This is a genomic window from Parviterribacter kavangonensis, from assembly GCF_056863335.1.
Map to the genome: position 1 here is coordinate 1,319,215 of NZ_JBXPJA010000001.1, position 21,102 is coordinate 1,340,316.

23 protein-coding genes are annotated in these 21,102 nt (G+C 74.0%); 7 read left to right on the forward strand and 16 right to left on the reverse strand.

What is annotated here, in order from left to right; translation table 11 throughout:
- Positions 1-11 precede the first annotated feature (11 nt).
- Both AC1UE4_RS06825 and AC1UE4_RS06830 read left to right on the forward strand, forming a co-directional pair.
- Positions 12-368, forward strand: a complete 357-nt coding sequence (locus tag AC1UE4_RS06825) for a hypothetical protein (RefSeq protein ID WP_482916466.1) — start codon at positions 12-14, stop codon at positions 366-368.
- A gap of 39 nt (positions 369-407) precedes the next feature.
- Complete coding sequence (locus tag AC1UE4_RS06830; protein ID WP_482916467.1) at positions 408-1,169, forward strand: hypothetical protein; 762 nt, start codon at positions 408-410, stop codon at positions 1,167-1,169.
- An 886-nt stretch (positions 1,170-2,055) separates the two neighbouring features.
- On the opposite strand, the gene AC1UE4_RS06835 is transcribed toward AC1UE4_RS06830, so the two are convergent.
- The 15 genes from AC1UE4_RS06835 to AC1UE4_RS06905 form a co-directional block, all read right to left on the reverse strand.
- A complete protein-coding gene (locus AC1UE4_RS06835) occupies positions 2,056-2,724 on the reverse strand; it encodes a hypothetical protein (RefSeq protein WP_482916468.1) in 669 nt (222 codons plus the stop codon).
- Positions 2,721-3,794, reverse strand: coding sequence for a M24 family metallopeptidase (locus tag AC1UE4_RS06840; RefSeq protein WP_482916469.1), 1,074 nt, complete (start codon positions 3,792-3,794; stop codon positions 2,721-2,723). The genes AC1UE4_RS06835 and AC1UE4_RS06840 overlap by 4 nt, the downstream gene beginning before the upstream one ends.
- Positions 3,791-4,231: a type II 3-dehydroquinate dehydratase gene (locus AC1UE4_RS06845; RefSeq protein ID WP_482916470.1), complete on the reverse strand. Its 441-nt coding sequence runs from the start codon at positions 4,229-4,231 to the stop codon at positions 3,791-3,793. Before AC1UE4_RS06845 ends, AC1UE4_RS06840 begins: the two co-directional genes overlap by 4 nt.
- Entirely contained in the window at positions 4,228-5,724 is a 1,497-nt protein-coding gene (locus AC1UE4_RS06850) for a bifunctional shikimate kinase/3-dehydroquinate synthase (RefSeq protein ID WP_482916471.1), read from the reverse strand. The genes AC1UE4_RS06845 and AC1UE4_RS06850 overlap by 4 nt, the downstream gene beginning before the upstream one ends.
- A 14-nt stretch (positions 5,725-5,738) precedes the next feature.
- A complete protein-coding gene (gene aroC / locus AC1UE4_RS06855; protein WP_482916472.1) occupies positions 5,739-6,914 on the reverse strand; it encodes a chorismate synthase in 1,176 nt (391 codons plus the stop codon).
- Between the two features lie 30 nt (positions 6,915-6,944).
- On the reverse strand, positions 6,945-8,471 hold the full coding sequence (locus AC1UE4_RS06860; protein WP_482916473.1) for a hypothetical protein: 1,527 nt from the start codon (positions 8,469-8,471) through the stop codon (positions 6,945-6,947).
- The gene (locus tag AC1UE4_RS06865) at positions 8,468-9,319 is read right to left on the reverse strand and encodes a hypothetical protein (protein ID WP_482916474.1); all 852 of its coding nucleotides are present in this window, start codon (positions 9,317-9,319) and stop codon (positions 8,468-8,470) included. Before AC1UE4_RS06865 ends, AC1UE4_RS06860 begins: the two co-directional genes overlap by 4 nt.
- A complete protein-coding gene (locus AC1UE4_RS06870) occupies positions 9,316-10,104 on the reverse strand; it encodes a PilN domain-containing protein (RefSeq protein WP_482916475.1) in 789 nt (262 codons plus the stop codon). Before AC1UE4_RS06870 ends, AC1UE4_RS06865 begins: the two co-directional genes overlap by 4 nt.
- Complete coding sequence (gene pilM, locus AC1UE4_RS06875) at positions 10,101-11,138, reverse strand: pilus assembly protein PilM (RefSeq protein WP_482916476.1); 1,038 nt, start codon at positions 11,136-11,138, stop codon at positions 10,101-10,103. The genes AC1UE4_RS06870 and pilM overlap by 4 nt, the downstream gene beginning before the upstream one ends.
- 101 nt (positions 11,139-11,239) lie before the next feature.
- Positions 11,240-11,989, reverse strand: a complete 750-nt coding sequence (locus tag AC1UE4_RS06880) for a prepilin peptidase (RefSeq protein WP_482916477.1) — start codon at positions 11,987-11,989, stop codon at positions 11,240-11,242.
- Positions 11,990-11,991: 2 nt separating this feature from the next.
- Positions 11,992-13,209 carry a hypothetical protein gene (locus tag AC1UE4_RS06885; RefSeq protein ID WP_482916478.1) on the reverse strand — a complete coding sequence of 406 codons (1,218 nt, stop codon included), beginning with the start codon at positions 13,207-13,209 and terminating at the stop codon, positions 11,992-11,994.
- Positions 13,209-14,117 carry a PulJ/GspJ family protein gene (locus AC1UE4_RS06890; protein WP_482916479.1) on the reverse strand — a complete coding sequence of 303 codons (909 nt, stop codon included), beginning with the start codon at positions 14,115-14,117 and terminating at the stop codon, positions 13,209-13,211. The genes AC1UE4_RS06885 and AC1UE4_RS06890 overlap by 1 nt, the downstream gene beginning before the upstream one ends.
- Positions 14,114-15,547: an Ig-like domain-containing protein gene (locus tag AC1UE4_RS06895; RefSeq protein ID WP_482916480.1), complete on the reverse strand. Its 1,434-nt coding sequence runs from the start codon at positions 15,545-15,547 to the stop codon at positions 14,114-14,116. Before AC1UE4_RS06895 ends, AC1UE4_RS06890 begins: the two co-directional genes overlap by 4 nt.
- A 141-nt stretch (positions 15,548-15,688) precedes the next feature.
- Positions 15,689-16,129: a type IV pilin protein gene (locus AC1UE4_RS06900; RefSeq protein ID WP_482916481.1), complete on the reverse strand. Its 441-nt coding sequence runs from the start codon at positions 16,127-16,129 to the stop codon at positions 15,689-15,691.
- 149 nt (positions 16,130-16,278) lie between these two features.
- Entirely contained in the window at positions 16,279-16,464 is a 186-nt protein-coding gene (locus AC1UE4_RS06905; protein WP_482916482.1) for a hypothetical protein, read from the reverse strand.
- Between the two features lie 27 nt (positions 16,465-16,491).
- On the opposite strand from AC1UE4_RS06905, the gene AC1UE4_RS06910 reads away from it, so the two are divergent.
- The 4 genes from AC1UE4_RS06910 to AC1UE4_RS06925 are packed head-to-tail and all read left to right on the forward strand — an operon-like array spanning position 16,492 to position 19,795.
- Positions 16,492-17,415, forward strand: coding sequence for an NAD-dependent epimerase/dehydratase family protein (locus AC1UE4_RS06910; RefSeq protein ID WP_482916483.1), 924 nt, complete (start codon positions 16,492-16,494; stop codon positions 17,413-17,415).
- Between the two features lie 13 nt (positions 17,416-17,428).
- A complete protein-coding gene (gene gluQRS, locus AC1UE4_RS06915) occupies positions 17,429-18,355 on the forward strand; it encodes a tRNA glutamyl-Q(34) synthetase GluQRS (RefSeq protein WP_482916484.1) in 927 nt (308 codons plus the stop codon).
- Positions 18,352-18,609, forward strand: a complete 258-nt coding sequence (locus AC1UE4_RS06920; RefSeq protein ID WP_482916485.1) for a hypothetical protein — start codon at positions 18,352-18,354, stop codon at positions 18,607-18,609. The genes gluQRS and AC1UE4_RS06920 overlap by 4 nt, the downstream gene beginning before the upstream one ends.
- A gap of 25 nt (positions 18,610-18,634) precedes the next feature.
- Positions 18,635-19,795, forward strand: coding sequence for a ribonuclease D (locus tag AC1UE4_RS06925; protein WP_482916486.1), 1,161 nt, complete (start codon positions 18,635-18,637; stop codon positions 19,793-19,795).
- Here the strand turns inward: AC1UE4_RS06925 and AC1UE4_RS06930 are convergent.
- A complete protein-coding gene (locus tag AC1UE4_RS06930; protein ID WP_482916487.1) occupies positions 19,792-20,709 on the reverse strand; it encodes a LysR family transcriptional regulator in 918 nt (305 codons plus the stop codon). The genes AC1UE4_RS06925 and AC1UE4_RS06930 overlap by 4 nt on opposite strands.
- Positions 20,710-20,784: 75 nt before the next feature.
- On the opposite strand from AC1UE4_RS06930, the gene AC1UE4_RS06935 reads away from it, so the two are divergent.
- Complete coding sequence (locus tag AC1UE4_RS06935; protein ID WP_482916488.1) at positions 20,785-21,102, forward strand: hypothetical protein; 318 nt, start codon at positions 20,785-20,787, stop codon at positions 21,100-21,102.

Sequence of the window (21,102 nt, forward strand, 5' to 3'; positions counted from 1 at the left end):
GGATCCCCGCCATGCCGCGTTTCCATCACCTCTGGGTCGTCGAGGCCGAGCTGGAGATCCGCAACCCGGCGCCGAGCCCGGACGCCCGGTGCGACCGCATGTTCGACGCGCTCGCGGCCTACGCGAGCGAGGACACCGAGCCGTATCCGTCGCAGATCGCGAGCCGCGACGACGGCTGGATGGAGCTGACCTTCCCCGTGTGGGCGCCGAACCAGTGGGCGGCCGTCGCCGCGGGCGCGACGGTGCTCGCCGAGGCGTGCGCGCTCTGCGACGTCGCTCCCGGCGTCGTGCGGCTCGCCGCGGGCGAGAGCTCGAAGGAGCTGAACGCCTACCGCGGCCGCGTCCACGGCATGGAGACCGCGACGTAGCTCACACAGAACGGCGGGCGGCTTCCGTACGGTCCCTCCATGCCGACGGCTCTGGATCCGCGCGTCCTGCGTGCACGTGTCTGCGACCACGCCCACCGACCCGTTCCGCTGACCGACCTCGGCGTCGGGCAGCTCGGGCGCGGGTCGTGCCTGGTGGCGACCGGGGTCGCGCATCCGCTGCTCAACGGCGCCTTCCTCTCCGGCGTGTCCGCCGACGTCGACCTGCGCCGCGTCGTGGCGGGGCTCGGCGACCTGCCCGCCTCGCTGCTGGCCGCCCCGGCCGACGCCGGCCGCTGTGCCGCCGCTGCGGCGGCGTGCGGGATCGATCACGGCGGCGAGGTCTCGCTCGTCGCCGCGACGCTGACGCCGGAGCTCGCCGCCGACGCGCCGTCGCGGGGCGTCGAGCGCGCCGTCGAGCCCGAGGCCTCGGCGGTCGTCGCGGACGCCCTCGATCTCGACGTCGAAGCTGTCCCGGCGTTCACCGACGCCGACGTCTGGCTCGCCCGCGACGAGGACGGCCGCGCGGCCGCGCTGCTCGCCGTCACCGTCGACGAGGACCTCCTCGGCGTCTGGGGCCCGCTCACCGCGCACGGGTCCGGCCACGCCGGGCGCCTCGTTCACGCGGTCCTCGCGCATTACGCGCTCGAGGGGGCGACAGGGGCGTTCGCCCTTGCCCCCACCCCGGGCCTGCTTGCGCCGCTCGGCTTCGAGGTCGTCGAGACGTGGCACCGGTGGACCAAGCCGGCCCGCGTCGCCGCGCGGGCGACGGTGGTGGCCGAGCGTTCGGCGCTGTTGCGGTAGGTGCTTCCCCGCCGCGCCGGCTTGCCTCTTGACCTTCGGCGCTCGCGGTCGCGGGGGCAGCGAGGGAGGGGTTCCAGTGAGGTGGTCGTTCGGTCCGTCTTCGTCGCGCCAGTGGGGTTAGCAACGTGCCACACCGCGTCCCCCGCGTCCGCGCACGGGTCGTTCGGGTCGCGCCTCTTACGCGCGGTTTCCTCGGCCGTCCCGGGCCCGGGCGAGTGCTCCCGGGGATGGTTTCGCGCCGTGACATTCGTGCACCGTCGTCGTTCCCGGCGATTCCGGTGCACGTTCGTTCCGCATAGCGAAAGGTTCGTGCACCGCCGTCCGATTTCACGGGTGCGGTGCACGTTCCTATCGCATAGCGAAAGGTTCGTGCACCGCCTTGCGTCCGGGGCGGGTGCGGTGCACGTTTCGTTCGCATAGCGAAGGTTTCGTGCACCGCGACCGCCGGGGGTGCCGGCGGTGCACGTTCCCTTCGGCGGTGACTCGTGCCCCGTCGCGAAACCATCCCCCGGAAGCACTCGCCGGGGCCCGGGACGGCCGGGGCGACCGAGCGCGCTGGGCGCGACACGAAACGACCGAGCGCGGGTGCGGGTGGGCGGTGTGGCACGTTGCTAACCCCACTGGCGCGACGAAGTCGGACCGAAAGACCACGAACCGCAGAACCCCCTTCCTCGCCGGCCCCCGCGACCGCGAACGACGAAAGAGAAGCCAACGATCCGGCGCGCCGGGAGAGGCCGTGGGGCGCGCCGCCGCGCCGGGAGAGGCCGTGGGGCGCGCCGCCGCGCCGAGAGAGGCCGGGGGCGCCCCGCCGCACCGGGACAAGCTGGGGGCAAGCCGCCGCGCCGAAAGACGCCGGCGGCGCGCCACCGCAGCGGCGTCTTCACCGCTAGCGGGGCGTGAGCGCGACCCACGTCGCCCGCGCGATCGCCCGGACGCCGCCGTCGGGGCCGAGCACCGCGGACGCCGCGTGCTTGCGCCGACCCTCCGCCCCGAGCGCCCACGCCACGACGACGTGCGGCTCGCCGACCGCGACCGGCGCGAGCAGCCGCCCGGCGATCCGGCCGAGGACGTGCGGTGGGTTCCCGTCGACCGGCACGACCGGCGTGCTGCTGGGGCAGTCCAGCGCCGCCCAGACGACCGGCGCCGCGGTCTCCTCCGGCACCCACCCGACCGCCCAGAGGCCATCGCGGCCAGCGACCGGCCCGGCGAGGCAGTGAAGCCCGTGAGGGTGATCCGGCCCGCACCCGAAGCAGCCGGGGAACGGATGCCCCTCGGCGAGCGGCGTCGCCCGCGCCGCCGCCACCGCGTCCTCGTAGTCGACGCGCGGCGCCCGCGCGGCGATCTCCTCGAGTTGCGGGGTCTCGGCCGGGGAGAGCCGGGCCAGCACCTCTCCGTCCCCATCGCGGAGCTCGGTGCCATCGAAGTCGAGGTCCGTCTCGATCGGGACGGGGCGGCGGATGGTCACCTCGGCGGGACCTTCCCCGGCGAGCGTCCCGGCGATCACGCCGCCGTTCGCGGTCCCCGGCGGCCCCGCGAAGCGCGCCGCGAACCTCATGTGAGCGTCCGCAAGCCCTTCGGCAGCGTGCTGAGGACGTCGTGGCCGTCCTCGGTCACGACGACGAGGTCCTCGATGCGCACGCCGGCGTGACCCGGGATGTAGACGCCCGGCTCGACCGTGACGACGTGCCCGGCGGCGAGCGCGACGTCGCCGCGCTTGGACAGCGTCGGGCCCTCGTGGACGTCGAGCCCGACGCCGTGCCCGAGGCCGTGGCCGAAGTGCTCGGCGTGCCCGGCGGCGTCGATGATCTCGCGCGCCACCGCGTCGACCTCCTTGCCGAGCGGTCCCGGCCGGACCGCGGCGAGCGACTCCTCCTGGGCGCGCAGCACGAGGTCGAACACCTCGCGGTCGCGCGGGTCGAGCTCACCGGTCGCGAACGTCCGGGTGCAGTCCGACGCGTAGCCGTCGAGCATCGCGCCCCAGTCGATCGTCAGCAGCACGCCCGCCGGGATCGCGACGTCGCGCGGCACCGCGTGCGGGCGCGCGCCGTTGTCGGCCGCGGCGACGATCGTCGGGAACGAGGCACCCGACGCGCCGCGCCGGCGCATCGCGAACTCGATCGCCACGGCGACGTCGCGCTCGGTCTTGCCGACGACGCCCTCGGCGAGCACCTCCTCCAGCGCGGCATCGGCCAGCTCGGCGGCGCGGCGGATCGTCGCGATCTCGTCCGCGTCCTTGACGAGCCGCAGCTCCTCGATGACGCCGCCGCACGGCACGAGCTCGAGCCGGTCGCCGGCGAGCTCCGCCAGCCGCGTATGCGCCTTGACCGTCACGTGGTCGTCCTCGAAGCCGAGCCGGATCCCGTCCGGCAGCCGCGTGATCGCCTGCTCGAGCAGGTCGGTGGCGATCTCGCGCTCGAGCGCGTCGCCGACCTGGTCGGCCGCCTGCGTGAGGTAGCGGAAGTCGGTGAGGAACCGCCGCACGTCCGGGCCCACGACGATCGCCGCGTTCGTGCCGGTGAAGCCGCACGCCCAGCGCACGTTGACGAGGTCGGTGCTCAGCAGCGCGTCGACTTCGCGCTCCTCCAGCGCGGCGACGATGCGCTCGATCCGCGACGGATCGGTCATGCGGCGAAGGCCTCCTTGAGCGCGGCGAGCGCGTCGGCGTAGCCGTCGGGCCCCTTGCCGGTGACGGTCGCGATGCAGACGTCGCGGATGACCGACACGTGGCGCCACTCCTCGCGGGCCATCACGTCGGACAGGTGGACCTCGACGGCGGGCAGGCCGGTCAGCTCGAGCGCGTCGTGGATCGCCCACGCGTAGTGCGTCCACGCGCCCGGGTTGAGCACGACGCCGTCGGTCAGGCCGTCGAGGCGGTGCAGGTGCTCGACGAACTCGCCCTCGTGATTGGTCTGGAAGAACCGCGCCTCGAGCCCGAGCTCGCGCGCCTGGTCGCCGATCCGGCGCTCCAGCTCGTCGAACGTCAGGCCGCCGTAGTGGCCGGGATCGCGGCGCCCCAGCTGATCGAGGTTGACGCCGTGCATGACCTCAACGCGGTTCCTCACCGGCGCAACTCTTCCACGGCGGACAGCACGGCGTCGTCGTCCACGGCCGCCCCGTGGACCACCTCGCCGGGCGCCTCCACGAGCACGAACGGGACCGACCCGTCGCCCGCCACGCGCTTCTTGTCGCGCTTCGTCGCCGCGACGACCGCGGCGGCGTCGATGTCGGGGAACGACGTCGGCAGCCCGGCCGCGGCGAGCAGCTCGCGGACGCGCGCCCGCAGCTCGCTCTGGCCCGAGAGGCGCAACGCGGCGAGCAGCCCCAGGCCGACCGCCTCGCCGTGGCGGAAGCGGCCGTAGCCGGTGACCGTCTCCAGCGCGTGCCCGACGGTGTGCCCCAGGTTGAGGACCTGACGGAGACCGCCGTCGCGCTCGTCCGCGGCGACGATCCGCGTCTTCGTGAGCGCGCAGCCGAAGACGATCTCCGGATCGATCGGCGCGCCGCTCGCGACGCGGTCCCACAGCGCGCCGCCGGCGATGATCGCCGTCTTGACGACCTCCGCGTAGCCCGCCGCGCGCTCCTCGGGCGGCAGCGTCGCGAGCGTCTCGGTGTCGGCCAGCACGGCACGCGGCTGGTGGTAGGCGCCGACGTAGTTCTTCGCCTCCGGCAGGTCGACGCCGGTCTTGCCGCCGATCGCCGAGTCGACCTGGCCGACCACCGTCGTCGGCACCTGCACGACCGGGACGCCGCGCTGGTAGGTCGCGGCCACGAACCCCGCGAGGTCGCCGACGACGCCGCCGCCCAGCGCGCAGACGTGATCGCCGCGCGTCGCGCCGAGGCGGGCGAGCTCGCGCCACAGGTGCTCGGCGGCCGCCAGCGTCTTGTGCTCCTCCCCCGCCCACACGACGAGCCGGTGGTCGTGCGGGACCTCGGCCGCCCACAGCGGCGAGACGCGGTCGTCGGTGATGAGGAACCGGCGGCCGGGCAGCTCGGCCTCGAGCGCGCGGACGCCGGGCCCGACGATGACCGGGTACTGGCCGCCATCGGTCGGCGCCCACACGAGCCGGCTGCCGCGCGGCAGGGCCTCGATCCACGGCAGGGCGCGCTCGACGGCGAAGCCGCCGGGCAGCACCGCGTCGGCGACCGACTCGTAGAGCGGCCGGCGCGCGGTGAAGCGCGCGGCGAACGCGTCGCGGTCGCGGGCGAGCGGCCGGACCGTGCTGGCCCCGCGCGAGGCGCGCGACCACGCGGTCTCGAGCGCGACGTCGAGCCACACGACGCGGTGATCCTGCAGCGCCTCGCGGATCCGCGGAGACTCGACCGCCCCGCCGCCGAGCGCCAGGACGCCTTCGCCGCGGCCGAGCAGCTCGAGGACGATCGCCTCCTCACGCTCGCGGAACGCGGCCTCGCCGTGGTCGGCGAAGAACCGCTCGATCGGCCCGTGGCGCTCCTCGAAGACGTGGTCGGCGTCGGCCTGGTCGACGTCGAGCACCCGCGCCGCCGTCTTCGCCGCCGTCGTCTTCCCGGCTCCCATGAAGCCGGTGAAGACCAACACGGTCCCGGAGGGGCTCACGCCACGCGTGAGCGGTTCCACCCGATCCGCTCGGCGTACCGGTCGACGGCTTCGCGCACGTCGTCGATGTGGTCGCCGCCGAACTTCTCGCGGTAGGCCTTGGCGAGCACGAAGGCGATCATCGCCTCGCCGACGACGCCGCCGGCGGGCACGACGCAGGAGTCGGTGCGCTCCTTCAGCGCCTTGGCCGGCTCGTGCGTCTCGAGGTCGACGGAGCGCAGCGGCTGCGTCAGCGTCGGCAGCGGCTTGAGCACGGCGCGCGCGACGAGCGGCTCGCCCGTCGTCATGCCGCCCTCGAGGCCGCCCGAGTGGTTCGTGACCCGGTGGAAGCCGCGCTCGTCGTCGAAGAAGATCTCGTCGTGGGCCTGCGAGCCCGGCGTCGCGGCGAGGTCGAAGCCGTCGCCGAGCCCGACGCCCTTGCACGACTGGATCGACGCGAGCGCCATGGCGAGGCGGCCGTCGAGGCGCTCCTCCCACGAGACGTGCGACCCGAGGCCGGGGATCACGCCGTACGCGCGGACCTCGAAGACGCCGCCGATCGACTCGTTCGCCTTCCGCTGGACGTTGATGTGCTCGACCATCGCGGCCGACGCGTCGGGATCGAGGCAGCGAACCGGGTCGTCGTCGACGCCGGTGAAGTGCTCAAGCTCGAGCGGATCGGGCGGCGACGCCGTGACCGAGCCGATCTGCACGACGTGCGAGACGACCTCGACGCCGAGCGCGCGCAGGAACGCCTTCGCCAGCGCCCCGCCGGCGACGCGCGCCGCGGTCTCCCGGGCGCTGGCGCGCTCGAGGATGTCGCGGACGTCGCTGAGGCGGTACTTCCAGGTGCCGACGAGATCGGCGTGGCCCGGACGCGGGAGATGGACCTCGTCGACGTCGGCGTCGACGGGCCACGGGTTCATCCGCTCCTCCCAGTTCGCGTAGTCGCGGTTGGGAACGCGGAGGGCGATAGGGCCGCCGAGCGTGCGGCCGTGGCGGACGCCGGACGTCACGTCGGCGTGGTCGCGCTCGATCTTCATGCGCCCGCCGCGCCCGTGACCGAGCTGGCGGCGGGCCATGTCGAGGTCGATCGACTCCCGGTCGAGCACGAGCCCGGCCGGGAGACCCTCGACGATGCATGTCAGACCGGGGCCATGCGACTCCCCGGCGGTGGTCATCCTGAGCGCCATCAGGCCGAAGAGCCTAGTGGCGCGGCGTGCTCACTCCTCGTCGGAGCCGTCGGCGGCGGCGACCTGCGCCTCCTCGCCCGGCGTCGGCGGGGTGCCGGCCTCGGGCTTGGGGGCCTGCGGGCCGTCCACCGGGACGACCGAGCCGCTGCGCGGCGAGAAGCTCAGGTCGGCGACCAGCTCGCCCACCTCGTCGATGAGGCGCCGCAGGACGACGCGGCCGGCCTTCGACTCGCGCATCCGGTAGGCGAAGGCGGCGGACTTCGTCGCCATGCGCACCGGGCTCACCGCGTCGATGTCCAGCTGGTAGCGCGTCGTCTGCCCGTCCATCGTCGCGACGTCGAACATCGCGGTCTGGCCGGCCTTGAGCTCGACGCGGTCGCACTGCTCCGGCGTCGGGTTGCAGACGGCGTCGCCGCTGGCCGCGGCACGCGTCGGGTTGAGGAAGAGCGCGGTCTCGCCGTCGCTCAGCACGCCCATGAACAGCAGGGACGGCGAGTCGACGGAGGGCAGCGGCGTCAGGCGCGCGAGGTTGTAGCGCTTGACCAGCTCGCCCGGCTCGCCGAACTGCAGGTCCACGCGGTAGCCCGCGAACAGGCTGCCCGGCAGGTCCTGGTCCTTGCCCGACGGGACGACGAGCCCCATCTGCGGCGAGTAGGCGAGATCCGCGATCGACACCTGGCCGCTGTCGACGGCGTGGCGCAGGATGCGGCGGCCGTCGGCCGACTCGCGGACGCGGGCGGCCGCGGCGACCGCCGCGTTGGCCTTCGTCTCACGCGCGACGCGGACGAGGTCGAGCTGGTACTGGATCGACTGGCCATCCGGCGTCGTGACGTCGAAGAACTCGGTGTCGCCGGCCTTCATCTCGACGCGCTCGCACGCGTCGGCCTTGGGCAGGCACTTGCCGTCGCCCGTGACCTCGGCGTCCGAGGAGACGAGGAACATCGCGGTCTTGCCGTCGGCGAGGACGCCGAGGAAGACGAAGAACGGGTTGCTCGCGGACGGCAGCGGCGAGAGGCGCGCGACGTCGTTCTGCTTCTTCAGGACGCCGTCCTGACCGAAGCGGATGTCGACGCTGTAGCTCTCGTTCGAGCTCGTCTTGGGCGCGGCCTTCGGCGTCGAGCCACCGGTCGAGCCGCCGACCGGCGTGACGTCGCCCAGGCCGGGCAGCGAGGAAGCCGGCACGGACGAGGAGCCCGAGTCGCTGCCGACGGCGGCCTTCGCCGCGGCGATGACGTCGTCGACGCCCGCAGCCGCGGTCGTCGTCTCCTCGGCGGCGGTGACCGACTGGTCGGCCTCCGGCGCGACGTCCTTCTGCTCGAAGGGGTTGCGGCCCGTGGTGCTCTTGCCACCACGCGGGCCGTCGTCGGCCAGCGAGACGACCGCCGCGGTGTCCGCGGCCGAGGCGCCGCCGCTTGCGACCGGCGCGGGCGCGGTGGGCTCCTCGGGGCTGCCCTTCAGGGCGAAGGGCACCGCGACGAGCGCGACGACGAGCGCGGCCGCCACCGGCCACAGCCGCTTGGCGACGAGGTCGGCGATGAGGTTGCGGGCGAAGCTCACGGGGTCACTCCAGTCACGGAGGCGGTCGTGGAACGGGGAGCCGGCGTCGTGGCCGGCGGGGTGGTCGTGGTGCCGCCGGTGCCGGGCGTGCCGGTGCCGGTGGTGCCCGTGCCCGTCGTCCCGGTCGCCGGAGCGGCGCCGGTCGTGGCGCCGGCGGTTGCCGGGCCCGCCGGCGTCGCGCCCGCGAAGGCGCCCTCGCCGGGCGGCAGCACGTACGCGGTCGCGGTGACCGACGCGCTGATGTACGGGAAGTGGCGGAGCTTGCTCGGCCCGATGCTGAAGCCGTCGACCGTCAGCAGGCGGCCGTCGGCCGTGACGCCGCCGGTCTTGCCCAGCGTCGAGGTGAACTGCTCGACCGCGGAGAGCATGCGCTCCATGCGGAAGAACTCGCCCTCGAACTTGAAGGTGAACGGCAGGGTCGGGAAGCCGGCGGGGCCGACGCTCGAGCCCGGAGGCGCGACCGCGGCGGCCGACTGGGTCGCGGCCACGCCCGCCGCCGCCGACGGGGCACCGCCCGCACCGGCGCGCAGCTTGAGCACGCGGAAGTCGACGCCGGTCTTGTCGGCGGCGCTCTGGACCTGGTAGACGAGCGACGGGACCTGGTCGGTCACCGGGACCGCCTTGCCGAGCTTGGCGATCTCGGCGTAGTCCTCGTCGAAGTTCTCGCGGGCCTGCTTGCCGGTCGCGACGGCGGCGAGCGCCTGGTCGCGGCGGGTGGTCTGCTCGGCGACCTGCTGGTCGAGAGCCTTGACCTCCTTGCGCTTCGGCGCGAGCACGCCGAACCAGAAGCCGGCGAGCAGGGCGGCGAAGCCCACGACGATCAGAACGGTGCGATCACGCTGGGTCACTTGCCCGCCTCCTGCTGAACCGGGGGCTTGCTGGTCGAGCCGTTGGCCGTGCCGGTCGCGCCCGTCGCCGCGGCGGTGGTGGCGGCCGCGGAGCCCGGCGTCGAGGTGCTCGCCGTGGCGGTCGAGCGCTCGAAGAACACGACCACGCCGAACTTGGGGATGTCGGAGTTGCCCTGGCGGCAGTCGGAGTCCGACGCGCCGACGCCACCGCCGCCGCCGCCCGACGTGTCCATCTTCTCCGAGGCGGAGAGCGAGACGCGGGTGACGCCGTCGATCAGGCGCAGCGAGGCGAGGTACTTGGCGACCTGCGACTGGCTCATCGAGCAGCCGGTCAGCTCGAGCGCCGGCACCTGCAGCTGGCTGCGCAGCGTCGAGGTGTCGCCGCTGTTCGCGTCGTCGATCGTCACGCCAGGCGCGACGGTGCCGACGAGCGAGTTCAGCCACGTGCCGTCCGGCAGCACCCGCGAGACCTCGCGGAGCGCGTACGGCCAGTTGAAGCGGTTGCGGGCGAGGGCCGAGACCGTCTCCGAGCGCTTGGCGCGCAGCTCGGCGAACCGCTTGTACGGCTCCAGCTCGCCGGCCTGCTGCTCGGCCAGGGCGGCCTCGTTGGTCACGCGGGTGACCTCGTTCTGCTTGTTGGTCACCGAGCGCGTGGCCAGGCCCCACGCGGTGACGAGGACCACGGCGGCCGCGAGGGCCCCGAGCACGAGGTAGACGCCGATGCCGGTGCGGCCGGGCGCGCTCGCGCCCCGCAGGTCCTTCGGGATCAGGTTGACGGCCTTCACGACAGCCCCTCCTCGATGGCCAGGCCGGCCGCGACCGCGTAGCGGGCGCCGAAGCTGGCGTCGTCGCCACCGGCGACCGTGCCGGCCACGACGGGCAGGCCGAGCTCGTCGGTGAGGGCCTCGATGAAGCCGGCGATGCCGACCACCGGGCCGGTGACCACGGCACGCTCGACGGGCGTGCCGCCGCCCGCGGCGGCGTGGTGGAAGTCCAGGGACGCGCGCGCCTCGCCGGCGATGCGGCGGACGCCGTCGGAGAGGACGGAGCGGGCCATGCCCGCCTCCTCCTCGTCGCCCGGCTCGATCGGCCCGGTGAGGCCGACGCGCAGGATCGCGGAGCGGGCCTCCTCGATCGGCAGCCCGCGGCGCTCGGCGAGCACCCCGGCCATGCCCTCGAGGCCGCTGCCCGAGACGCGGGTGAAGAGAACGGTGCCGCTCTCGGCGATCGCGAGGTTCGTCAGGCCGCCGACGTTGAGGAAGAGCGTCGGAGCCGGCTGGCCGTCGTCGAGCGCCCGGACCATGGCGAAAGCGGAGAGGTCGATCCCCTCCGGGCGCAGGCCGGCGGCGCGGACGGCGGCGACGACCGACTCGATCATCTGGCGGCGCGCCGCGACGAGGATCGCGCGCTGGCGCGGCCCGTCCGGCGTCTCGATGATGCCGAGGACGTGGAAGTCGAGGACCGCCTCGTCGAGGGGCATCGGCAGCTCCTCCTGCGCCTGGAAGCGCACAACCGCGTCGAGCTCCTTCGGATCCTCGACGGGCGGGAGGTCGAGCATGCGGACGACGATGCGCTGGTTGGCGACACCGACCCGCACGCGGCGATCGAGGTTGTGATCGCGGAAGAGGGTCTTGAGCGTCTCCGCGAGCGCCTCGACGTCGGCGACCTCGCCGTCGCGGACCACGTTCGGCGCGAGGGGCGCCGACGCCGCCTGCACGACCGACAGGGTGCCGTTCACCTGCACCTGGGCGGCGGCGACCGACCCGGGCTCGATGTCGAGGCCCACGACGGGGCGCTTCTGCTTCGGAGAGCGTGACACGGTGCCCCGTACGTCGACCGCTCCGCCCAGAACTTCAGTCAGCTTCGGCTTGAGTGGCATTTCGTCCAGCTCCGGTGGACGGTTCCGAGCGCCGGCGCGCCTCAGCCGAGGAGGCCGGCGTACCAGCTGACGATCGGGTCGCCGGCCAGCAGGGCGACCACGCCGCCGATGGCCAGGAACGGCCCGAACGGGATGCGCGTCTTGCGCCCCGCGGTCATGCCGGTGCGGGCGAGGACCGCCACGCCGACGACGGTCCCGGCGACGAGCGCGACCGCGAACGCGGCGACGACCGCCGTGCCGAGGAAGAGCCCGAGCATGCCGACGAGCTTCGCGTCGCCCATGCCCATGCCGCGCGGGTGGATCATGCAGATCGTGAAGAGCGCGCCGCCGCCGATGAGGCCGGCGAGCAGGCGTTCGGGCTCGCCCGACGGGTCGAGCGCGAAGCCGAGGGCGACGGCCGCCACGGCGCCGGGGTACGTGAGCTTGTTCGGGATGCGCTGCGCCTCGAGGTCGATGAGCGCGATCGGGACGAGCAGCCCCACGAGCAGGAGGCCGAGCGCGGTCTCGGCGCTCCAGCCGTGCGCGAGGACGACCGCAGCGAAGAGCGCCGCCGTCAGCGCTTCCACGAGCGGGTAGCGCGCCGAGATCCGCTCGCCGCACTTGCGGCACTGCCCGCGCAGGAGCAGCCACGACAGCACGGGGACGTTGTCGTACGGCCGGATCGGCGTCTCGCAGCCGGGGCAGCGCGAGGCGGGTGTCACGAGCGACTGCCCGGCGGGCAGGCGGTACGCGACCACGTTGAGGAACGAGCCGATGATCAGGCCGCCGGCGGCGGCGACGGATTCGAGCATGCCTATGTACTCGGCAGCTCGCGCCAGGTATTGCGCACGATCGCCCCGTCGCTCGCGATCCTGAGGTTCCCGAAGGACCGCTGGTCGTAGGCGACGTTCTCCTTGCTCGACCCGGCGATGACGCCGCAGCTGCCGTCGACGAACACCGCTCCGTTGACGGACGCCGTGCCGTGGATCTGCACGCAGTCGCCGCCCGAGCCCTGCTGGTTGAGCAGGTAGACGATGCCGTTGAACGTGTAGTTGCCGCCGAGGTACAGCGTGCCCGACCGCATGATCACGACGCCCGGATCGCCCGGCGGCGGGTTCCCCACGTCGTTGGCGCCGTACGAGCAGTCGCCCGAGTCGATGTAGACGATCGAGCCGGTCAGCGACGGCGGGCACGTCGGGTAGAGCGTGCCGTTCGAGGCGGCCTGCTCGCGCAGCAGCGCGAGCGTCGAGTCGTCGAGCGCCTGCGGGTTCGGGTAGTCGTAGTCGATGACCGGCGGGGAGACCTGCTCCTTGGTGTTCGGCACGTCGAGGCAGCCGTTGCCGGCTGCGCAGCGCAGCGAGACGCCCGCCGGCTCGGCCGCGACGTTCCCGAGCAGGCCGTCGGTGTCGACGATGATCTTGTTGCCGTTGTTCGACGTCGAGAGGCTGCCCGCGATGATCGTCTTGCGCGGGAACTGCACCACCTGCACGTCGGCGCGCACGAGCGCGACGATCGAGCGGGTGCGGCCCTTCGCCGCCGACGTCGCCTTGACCCACATGCGGCCGTCGTTGTTGGCGTCGTAGGTCGGCTGCGCCGGGACGACCACCGGGTCGTAGAAGTCGACCGCGCTGGCGCCGTTGTCGCGCACCTCGGTCGTGAACGACGCCCCCGCCCCCAGGTCCGGGCCGGCGAACGCCGACGCGAAGCGGGTGGGGTCGGGGCAGCGCACGTCCGCGGGCGGCGCCGGCGAGGAGATGCTGCCCGTGCAGCTGGCCGGGTACGGCGCGGCGGGCGCGCCGCCACTGGCGCTCGGCAGCGGCCAGCGCCGCGCGAGCTGGAAGGCCTGGGCGTCGAGGACCGCCTCGGTGAGGTTGAACGCGCGCTCCTTCACGCGCTCGACTCCGGCCTGCTGCTGCTGGGTGTCGACCGACGCCAGCGTCGCCATGCCGACGCCGAGCATGATCGTCATGAGCAGCAGGGCGGTGACGACCGCCCAGCCGCCCTCGTCGGCGAGTCGCATCCGGGCGCGCATCACGGCACCTCCACTGCGACGGTGCCGCCGCTGGCCGAGAGGTCGGACGGGTCCGAGACCTCGAGCGAGAACGAGCGGGTCCCGCGGGCCGGCGGCTTGTAGTCGCAGACCGGCGTGTCGCAGGTCTCGATGACCTGCCCGTTGTCCCTCCACGTGTAGTTCAACGTCTGCCCCTCCGGATCGGAGGACTGGCTGCCGACGAGCAGGACGTGGCCGTCGCCGATGGCGCGGGCCTGCATGCTCGCCACCGGCGCGCGGTTCTGGTTGCGCAGGAAGACCGTCGTGCTCAGCTCGGACTCGAGCGGCGACGCATTCGGGTCGGCGTCGACGAAGACCTGCGTCGTGACCGTGCGGATCTGGTCGGGGGAGGTGGCGCCGGCGGGGCCGAAGGTCCACACCGGGCGGCTCATCGCGCCGGTCACGTTCGAGACGCGGTCGACGAGCGGCGACGTCGTCGTCCAGCCCGACGTCGACGGGCACGAGCTCGTGTCCGGGACGTCGGCGGGCGGCAGCGCGCTAGTCCACGTGCGCTCCTGCCACCAGAGGATCCGGGTCTCGGGGTTCAGGCAATAGCGGACGCGGTGCAGGTTGCGGCTGTTCTGGCTGCCGGGGGGCCTCTTCGTCCCGACCGCGACGAACGCGATGTCCGTCGACGTCGCCTTCAGCACCGCGACCGGCAGCGAGGCGGTCGGCGTCGCCTGGTTGCGCAGCTCGCGGGCGATGCGGTCGATCGCGTGACGGGCGGCGTCCTGCTGCTCGGACTGCTGCTGCGCGCGGCGCGACGTCCTGTCGCTGCCCTCGAAGACCGTCAGCGTCGCGCCGATCACGCCGAGCGTCAGGGTCGTCGCGATCAGCAGCTCGGCCAGCGTGTAGCCGGCGTCACTGCGCAGGCGGCTCAGGAGCTTCACTTCGTCACCCCGGGGGTCGGAGCCGACTCGCCGAAGAGCGAGTCGACCGCGGTCACGTAGTAGGTGTGCGTGGCGGCGGACGGCACCGGGTCCGTCCACGTCGTGCCGGTGCCCTGCGTGCGGCTGTAGCGGCTCGCGAGCAGCACGCCGTCGCGGTAGATCCGGTAGAAGCGCAGCGGCTCGCCGCTGCCCGGGTTCGCGGCGCTCCAGTCGAGCACGACGCTGCCCTCGGACGTCTTCGTGGCGGTCAGGCCGCCCGGCGCGCCGGGCACGTCGTTGTCGGTCGCGAACGGGACGTACTCCGGGTCGACGGTCTCGCGCGTCGCGCCGCTGACCGGGTCGCGGTCGAGCGAGACGACCGCGTAGGCCACCGGCGAGCTCGCGGGCGGGTTCGTGTCCGTGCACTGCGTCGGGTCGGCGTCCTGCTCGCGCAGCTTCTCGCAGACGAGCACGCGGCTCGAGGAGTTGCCGCGGTAGACGCGGTAGCCGAAGACGTCCGGGTCGTCGCTCTGGTTCCACTCCATGTCCACCACGGAGTTCGACCCCGACGCCATCAACCTGAGGTTCCGCCCGCCCGCGAAGCCGGACGGCGCGAGGGCCGGATTGCGGTCGATCTTCACGATCGCCGGGAAGGCGCCGCGCGAGCGGCCCTCGGCGTCGTAGGCCTGGGCGGTGATCGTGGAGGTCGCGTCCGGCAGGCCGGTCGTGTCCCAGTTCCACGTCCACTGCGTGCCCGACTTCGTGCCCGCGCCCGCCTGGGCGCCGTCGACGAAGAAGCGGACGATCGCCGCCGTTGCCGACGGCACCGTCGCCGTGAACGTGACGACGGTGTTCGGGCCGATGACGCCCGGCGAGTACGTGAGGTTCGTGACCTGCGGGCCGCCGGCGTTGCCGGGGTTCGGGACGACCGCGGCCTGCGTGACGGTGCGGGTCTGGCCCTTCTGGGTCCACGTGACCGTGACCGAGACGCGGCGCATGTCGTCGGGCGCGCGGTCCTGGGTCATCAGGTTGTTGTCGGTGCCGGCCGAGTCGGCGCACCAGCCGCCCGCGTTCTTGATCCACGAGGCGCCGTAGCCGTCGACGCGGTCGTCGATCGTGCAGGCGGTGCTCGTCACCGTGTAGCGCAGGCCGCGGCGCAGCACCGTCCAGGTGGAGCCGGCGCTGCCCAGGCCGGGCGTGGCCTTCAGCGCGTCGGTGATCGTCGCGTCGGTCAGCTTCTCGTAGGGCAGCGCGTTCGCTGCCTCCACGACGTCACGGGCGAGGTTCGTTCCTGCCTCGCGCCCCTGGTTGACCACGGTCCGGTCGTTGGCGACCGACAGCATGGTGAGGCTCCCGATGACGCCGCCGAGGAGGAGGACCGAGGCGACGAGGGTCTCGATGATCGTGAAGCCACGGTCGTCGGCAATCCGACCGCGGAGATGGTTGATCACATCCGCGGCTTCGGCTGGACGCTTCCGAGTCGTGAGCGAAGGCGTCCAGAGATGGACGGCCGATGGAGCGCTTTTAAGGTCGAAAGGGCGGGCCGTGCGGCCCGCCCTCTCGAGGACAGATGCGGTTGGCGTCCGGGTGGACTACCAGTTGCCGCCCGTCGGGCAGGCGCCCTGGCCGGCGGTGGTGCAGGTGCGGCTCATCGTCGAGCCGGACTTCGTGATCGTGAAGTTGTTGCCCGACTTCGAGTGGGCGACGATCGTGTAGCCGGTCGTGCCGTTGACGGCGCTGACCTCGACCTGGCCCGTGCCGGTGCCCATCGAGAGGCCGGTGCCGGCCGTCGTCAGAGCAGCGGTGGTGCAGCCGGTGTAGTCGCCGGCGCTGTCGGTCGCGCAGGACTCGACGTGCGAGACGAGGTTGCGGGCATCGGACTTGGCCGACGCGTCCTGGCCCTTCTTCTGCTGGCCCAGGAAGACGGGCAGCGCGATCGCGGCGAGGATGCCGACGATCAGGATGACAACGAGGAGCTCGATGAGCGTGAAGCCCTGCTCCTCAGCGGCGCGCTCGCGCAGCTTGGTGAACATGTCCCCTCCTTGCAACGGGGGTATGGCGTGATTGGCTCTTGCCAGACCCCCCGGAGTCGTTGGGGATGTCCCTGGCGTGTCCCGTACATCGACCCGAGCCCGTACGGGTTCAGCCGGTCCATGCCCCGACTGGACGGATGTCCGGTTCGTCAGGAGGCGTTCTCGGGCGCATCGCGGCGCGCGGCCTGCGCGTCATGGCCCGGGATGAACGTGCCGGTGCCGTCGCACCAGGGGCAGTCGATGGTCGACGGGGACCCGCCGAGGTTCGAGATCACCTTGCCCGTGCCGCGGCAGGGCGCGCAGGGCTGCGGTTCGGGTGAGGCATCGGCGGTCACGAGGGTCGCGAGGGTACCGTCTGCGCGATGAGGGTCTTCGTCGCGGGCGGCACTGGCGCGATCGGACGCGTGCTGGTGCCCCGGCTGATCGCGGCCGGGCACGAGGTGGTCGGGATGACCCGGTCCGAGGAGCGGGCGCAGCTGCTGCGCGCGGCGGGCGCCGAGCCCGTCGTCTGCGACGCCTTCGACGTCGAGGGCGTGCGCGCGGCGGTCGCCGGCGCCCGGCCGGAGGTCGTCGTCAACCAGCTGACCGACATCCCGCCGCGGCTGGATCCGCGGCGCTACGAGCAGCAGATGGGCGGCCTGAAGCGCATCCGCACGGACGGCTACGCGAACCTCACCGCCGCCGCGTCGGCCGCGGGCGCGCGCCGCCTGGTCGCCCAGTCGATCTCGTTCATGTACGCGCCGGCGCCGGGCCTCGCCTCCGAGGACGACCGCATCTGGACGGACGCGCCCGAGCCGTTCGGGGACACGGTCCGCGCGACGGTGACCGGCGAGCGGACGACGCTCGACTCCGGCCTGGAGCCGCTCGTGCTGCGCTACGGCTGGTTCACCGGTCCCGGCACGGCGTTCGCGCCCGGCGGCGGGATCGCCGGCGAGGTCGCCCGCCGGCGCTACCCGATCGTCGGCGGCGGGCACGGCGTCTCGTCGTTCATCCACGTCGAGGACGCAGCCGACGCGACCGTCCTGGCCGTCGCCTCGTCGGCCACCGGCGTGCTGAACGTCGTCGACGACGAGCCGGCGCCGCTGCGCGAGTGGCTGCCCGACCTCGCCGCGGCGCTCGGCGGGAAGCGGCCGCTCCGCGCGCCGAAGTTCGTCGCCAAGCTCGCCGCCGGCGACTTCGCGGTCGCGATGAGCACGCGGCAGCGCGGCGCGTCGAACGCCCGGGCCAAGGAAGCGCTGGGCTGGGTGCCCGCGTACCCGACCTGGCGCGGGCAGTGGGCGAAGTGAGACCCCGCCGAGCGTGTCCGCGAGGCGGCGCGTCGCGGTGATCGGCCGCTACGCCCCGTCCCCCACCGGCACGCTGCACCTCGGCAACCTCCGCACGGCGCTGCTGGCGTGGCTGTTCGCGCGCTCCGCCGGCTCGCAGTTCCTGATGCGCGTCGAGGACCTCGACGCGGGCCGGGTCCGCCCCGGCCTCGAGGAGGCGCAGCTCGCCGATCTCGCCGCGATCGGCGTCGACTGGGATCCGCCCGTGGTGCGCCAGTCCGACCGGCTCGACGCCTACGCGGACGCGATCGCGCGGCTCGACGCCGGCGGCCTGCTCTACCCCTGCTTCTGCACGCGGCGCGAGATCCGCGAGGCCGCGTCGGCGCCGCACGGGCCGCTGCCCGAGGGCGCGTACCCCGGCACGTGCCGCGAGCTGACCGCCGCGCAGCGCGCCGAGCGCGAGCGCGAGGGCCGCCCGCCGGCGCTGCGCCTGCGCGCGGGCAACGCCGACATCGGCTTCCACGACCGGGTCGTGGGGTACGTCCGCGGCGTGGTCGACGACGTCGTCATCCGCCGCAACGACGGAGCGCCCGCGTACAACCTCGCGGTCGTCGTCGACGACGCGGCGCAGGGCGTCGAGGAGGTCGTCCGCGGCGCCGACCTCGCCGAGGGCACGCCGCGCCAGATCCTGCTCGGGCGGCTGCTCGGGCTCCCGGCCCTCCAGTACGCGCACGTCCCGCTCGTGCTCGGCCCCGACGGCAGCCGGCTGGCCAAGCGCCACGGCGCCGTCACGCTCGCCGACCGGCTCGCGCTGGGCGAGACGCCGGCGCGCGTGCGCGGGGAGCTCATGGCGACCGTCGGCCTGGCGGAACCGGGCGAGGAGCCCGCCATGGACGACCTGCTCGCGCGCTTCGACGCGGACCGGCTGCCGGCCGAGCCGACCGTCCTGGAGCACGCATGAGCTTCGTCCGCCACGGGCTCCCGCTGCTCATCGTGATCGGCGGCATCGTCCTGACGATCGTCGATCCCGACCGCATCGAGGCGTCGATCCTCATCGTCAGCGCCGGGCTGTCCGTGTGGATGCTCAACTGGCTGTTCCGCGTCGGCGTCGCCGGCGACGAGGAGCGTGCCGAGGAGGACCGCGCGCGCGAGTTCTTCGACGAGCACGGCTACTGGCCCGACGAGCAGCCGCCGCCGGGCACGCGTCGTCGCTGACCGCGGTCCGTCATGCTCCATTGGCGTGGCGGATCTGAGCGCCTTCGCCGATCGCGTCCGGGAGACCGGCCGGTTCGGCATCGACACCGAGTTCATGGGCGAGGGCCGCTATCGCGCGCTCCTGTGCGTCGTGCAGATCGTCGTCGAGCGCCAGGACGGCGACGTGTGGGTCGAGGTGCTCGACGCGCTCGACCCGGCGCTCGACCCGACGCCGATCGCCGAGGTCCTGGCCGAGCCCGACATCCAGGTCGTCCTCCACGCCGCGCGCCAGGACGTCGCGCTGCTGCGGCGCACGTGGAGCACCCGCGTCACGTCGATCTTCGACACGCAGATCGCCGCCGCGTTCACGGGCCGCGGCGCGCAGATGGGCTACGACCCGCTGCTGCAGGGCCTGCTCGGCGTGCGGCTGCGCAAGAGCGCGAGCTTCACGCGCTGGGACGCGCGGCCGCTCACCGGTGAGCAGCTCCAGTACGCGCGCGAGGACGTGCTGCATCTCCTGCAGCTGGCGACCGCGCTCGAGGAGGAGCTCGTCGGGCTCGGGCGCCTCGAGTGGGCGCTCGAGGAGTGCCGCGCGCTCGAGGCCGCGACCGACGAGCGCGACCTCGACGTCGTCTTCAACCGCCTTCCCCGCGTCGGCGGCCTCGAGCCGTCGATCCGTGCGGTCGCGCGTGAGCTCGTCGAGTGGCGCGAGGAGACCGCGCGCGTGCAGGACCGCCCGATCTCGTCGGTGCTGCCGGACGCGCCGCTCGTGGAGATCGCGCGGCGCCGGCCGAAGGAGCTCGGGCGCCTGCAGCAGATCCGCGGCCTGCACGAGCAGACGCTGCGCCGCCGCGGGCGCGACATCCTCGCCGCGGTCGAGCGGGGCCGCGAGCGCGAGCCGATCCCGCGCGACGGCGACAAGCCGATCGGCCCCGACCCGCTCGACGCGCCGGCGATCGCGCTCTGCGAGGCGGTCGTGCGGTCGCGGACGCTCGACGCCGGGCTCGCCTACGAGCTCGTCGCCTCCCGCGCCGACCTCGAGCGGATCGTCAAGGCGGTCCGCGTCGGCGCGGACGAGCCGCAGGTGCGCACCCTCCACGGCTGGCGGCGCGAGCTGGTCGGCGCGGAGCTGCTCGAGCTGCTGCGTGGGCGCCGCACGCTGCGCCTGGACGACGAGCGGCGGCTCGCGATCGAGATCGCCGACTAGAGCCGCAAGGCGGCGCCGCTCTCGCGCAGCGCCTCGACGACCGCCCGCACCGCCGGCCGCCGCACCGCGCCCTCGCGTGTGAACGCGTGGATCGTCCGCGACGGCGGCGCCGGGCCCGCGAGCGCCCGCACCGCGATCCGCTCGTCGCGCTCGGCGCGTGCGAGCCCCGGCAGCAGCGTCACGCCCTGCCCCGCCGCGACGAGCGCGATGAGGATCGCGATGTCGTTCGCGCGGTGGCGGATGCGCGGCTCGAAGCCGCCGCCGACGCGGCAGGCGCGCAGCATCATCGCCGCGAAGTTCGTGTCCGGGTGCGCGGTGAGCCACGCCTCGTCGCGCAGCGCCTCGAGCGGCACCGGCGTCCCGGGCGCCGCCGCGGGGTGGCCGGCCGGCATCGCGACGACGATGCCGTCGCTGCACAGCCGCTCGCGCACGACGCCGTCGTGCACCGGCCGCGGCGCGTCGTCGTACTCCTCCCCCACCACGACGTCGAACTCGCCGAGCACGAGCGCCGGCAGCGACTGCTCGGGCTCCATCTCAACGAGGTGGACCTCGACGTCCGGGTGGCGCTCGGCGAGGAGGTCGAGCGCCGGCGGGACCAGCGACAGCAGCGGCGTCTGGAGCGCCGCGACGCGCAGGCGCCCCCGGACGGCGCCGGAGGCGTCCTGCAGCTCGGCCTCCGCCGCCTCCAGCCGCGCGAGCAGCACGTCGGCGTGCTCGACGAGCCGCACGCCGGCGTCGGTCAGCCGCAGCCGCCGCCCGACCCGCTCGGTCAGCGGGACGCCCGCCTCGCGCTGCAGCTGGGAGAGCTGCTGGGAGACCGCGCTGGGCGTGAACGCGAGCGCCTCGGCGACGGCGGCGATCGTGCCGCGGGCGTGCAGCTCGCGCAGCAGGACGAGCTTGCGCAGGTCGAGCATCGTTCAGCTGAGCTTACGCTCGACCGTCACGAACGGTCGCTGGACGTGACGGGTCGGCGGGTCGATCCTTGACCCATGAGCACCACCACCCACCTCACCTCCCTCCTCGTCCGCCCCGCCGTGACGGACGATGCCGCGGCGCTCGCGCGCCTGGCCGCGCTTGACAGCGCCGACCCGCTCCATGGCGACGCGCTCGTCGCCGAAGCCGACGGCGTGGCGGTCGCGGCCCGTTCGCTCGCCGACGGCCGCGTCGTCGCCGACCCGTTCACCCCGACCGGCGAGGCGCGCGCGATGCTCGCCGTCCGCGCGGCCGCCCTGCACGCTGATGACCGCCGGGGCGCGCGGGTCCGCCGCCTCGCGAGGCTCACCCCCGCGAGGCTGCGTCCCGTCTGA

Bases quoted from the DNA above. Each gene is read 5' to 3' on its own strand.
- AC1UE4_RS06825 (WP_482916466.1), top strand. From the start codon at position 12: ATGCCGCGTTTCCATCACCTCTGGGTCGTCGAGGCCGAGCTGGAGATC.
- AC1UE4_RS06830 (WP_482916467.1), top strand. From the start codon at position 408: ATGCCGACGGCTCTGGATCCGCGCGTCCTGCGTGCACGTGTCTGCGAC.
- aroC (WP_482916472.1), bottom strand. From the start codon at position 6,914: ATGGCGCTCAGGATGACCACCGCCGGGGAGTCGCATGGCCCCGGTCTG.
- AC1UE4_RS06930 (WP_482916487.1), bottom strand. From the start codon at position 20,709: ATGCTCGACCTGCGCAAGCTCGTCCTGCTGCGCGAGCTGCACGCCCGC.
- AC1UE4_RS06935 (WP_482916488.1), top strand. From the start codon at position 20,785: ATGAGCACCACCACCCACCTCACCTCCCTCCTCGTCCGCCCCGCCGTG.
- AC1UE4_RS06900 (WP_482916481.1), bottom strand. From the start codon at position 16,129: ATGTTCACCAAGCTGCGCGAGCGCGCCGCTGAGGAGCAGGGCTTCACG.
- AC1UE4_RS06910 (WP_482916483.1), top strand. From the start codon at position 16,492: ATGAGGGTCTTCGTCGCGGGCGGCACTGGCGCGATCGGACGCGTGCTG.
- AC1UE4_RS06880 (WP_482916477.1), bottom strand. From the start codon at position 11,989: ATGCTCGAATCCGTCGCCGCCGCCGGCGGCCTGATCATCGGCTCGTTC.
- AC1UE4_RS06920 (WP_482916485.1), top strand. From the start codon at position 18,352: ATGAGCTTCGTCCGCCACGGGCTCCCGCTGCTCATCGTGATCGGCGGC.
- AC1UE4_RS06840 (WP_482916469.1), bottom strand. From the start codon at position 3,794: ATGACCGATCCGTCGCGGATCGAGCGCATCGTCGCCGCGCTGGAGGAG.
- AC1UE4_RS06885 (WP_482916478.1), bottom strand. From the start codon at position 13,209: ATGCGCGCCCGGATGCGACTCGCCGACGAGGGCGGCTGGGCGGTCGTC.
- AC1UE4_RS06835 (WP_482916468.1), bottom strand. From the start codon at position 2,724: ATGAGGTTCGCGGCGCGCTTCGCGGGGCCGCCGGGGACCGCGAACGGC.